The organism is Mesorhizobium sp. WSM4841, from assembly GCF_055811515.1.
In genome coordinates this window covers 1-1,587 of record NZ_JBVVQC010000079.1, presented here as the reverse complement: position 1 = coordinate 1,587, position 1,587 = coordinate 1, and the positions used below count along the sequence as shown (strand labels likewise).

The 1,587-nt window shown below is 62.7% G+C and carries 1 protein-coding gene and 1 pseudogene; both read right to left on the bottom strand.

All coding sequences use genetic code 11. From position 1 onward, the window contains the following. On the bottom strand, nt 1-1,396 hold a 1,396-nt coding region (groL, locus tag AC0L14_RS34685), incomplete at its 3' end, for a chaperonin GroEL (protein ID WP_473752218.1). A 62-nt stretch (nt 1,397-1,458) separates the two neighbouring features. Further along, nucleotides 1,459-1,587 (bottom strand): annotated as a pseudogene (locus AC0L14_RS34680) (co-chaperone GroES); the annotation flags it as partial.

The window sequence follows — 1,587 nt, the reverse complement described above, 5'->3', positions numbered from 1 at the left end:
CGGCAACGATCGATGCTTCCGCACCGGCGTTGGCCGCGATCTGGCGAGCCGGAGCCTGCAGCGCGCGACGCACGATGCTGATGCCCGCGGTCTGGTCGGAGTTGGCGCCGCTGACGGTGATGGCCAGCGAAGCGCGCAGAAGTGCGACGCCGCCGCCGGGAACGATGCCTTCTTCGACGGCCGCACGGGTCGCGTTGAGGGCGTCATCGACGCGGTCCTTCTTTTCCTTGACTTCGATCTCGGTCGCACCGCCGACGCGGATGACGGCAACGCCGCCCGCCAGCTTGGCGAGACGTTCCTGCAGCTTCTCCTTGTCGTAGTCCGAGGTGGTCTCCTCGATCTGCTGCTTGATCTGGGCGACGCGGCCCTGGATCTCGGCCTTCTTGCCGGCGCCGTCGACGATGGTGGTGTTCTCCTTGGAGATCGACACCTTCTTGGCGCGGCCGAGCATGTTGAGGCCAACATTCTCGAGCTTGATGCCGAGGTCTTCGGAAATGACCTGGCCACCGGTGAGGATGGCGATGTCTTCCAGCATGGCCTTGCGGCGATCACCGAAGCCCGGCGCCTTGACGGCGGCGATCTTCAGGCCGCCACGCAGCTTGTTGACGACCAGCGTGGCCAGGGCCTCGCCTTCGACGTCTTCCGAGATGATGACCAGCGGCTTCGAGGTCTGCACGACAGCCTCGAGGATCGGCAGCATGGCCTGCAGGTTGGAGAGCTTCTTCTCGTGGAGAAGGATGTAGGCGTCTTCCAGATCCGCAACCATCTTGTCGGCGTTGGTGACGAAGTAGGGCGAGAGATAGCCGCGGTCGAACTGCATGCCTTCGACGACTTCGAGTTCGGTCTCGGCGGTCTTGGCTTCCTCGACGGTGATGACGCCCTCATTGCCGACCTTCTGCATCGCTTCGGCGATCATCGAGCCGACCGAAGCATCGCCATTGCCGGCGATGGTGCCGACCTGGGCAACCTCTTCCGAGGTCTTGATCTTCTTGGCGTTCTTGATCAGCGTCGCGACGACGTCGCTCACCGCGAGGTCGATGCCGCGCTTCAGGTCCATCGGGTTCATGCCGGCGGCAACTGACTTGTGGCCTTCCTGGACGATCGACTGCGCCAGAACGGTCGCGGTCGTGGTGCCGTCGCCGGCGATGTCGTTGGTCTTCGAAGCAACTTCGCGGACCATCTGCGCGCCCATGTTCTCGAACTTGTCTTCAAGCTCGATTTCCTTGGCGACGGTGACGCCGTCCTTGGTGATGCGCGGTGCGCCGAACGACTTGTCGATGACGACGTTGCGGCCCTTGGGGCCGAGCGTGACCTTCACGGCGTCGGCGAGGATGTTGACGCCGCGCAGCATGCGCTCACGGGCATCGCGAGAAAATTTTACGTCTTTGGCAGCCATTTTTAGCTCCTGGCAGGGGCTTGAGTTGAGCCCGAAGATTTAAGTGACGGTGAGGCCGATATTCAGCCGATGATGCCCATGATGTCGGATTCCTTCATGATCAGAAGGTCTTCGCCATTGAGCTTGACTTCGGTGCCCGACCACTTGCCGAACAGGATGCGGTCGCCGGCCTTGACGTCCAGCGGGACGAG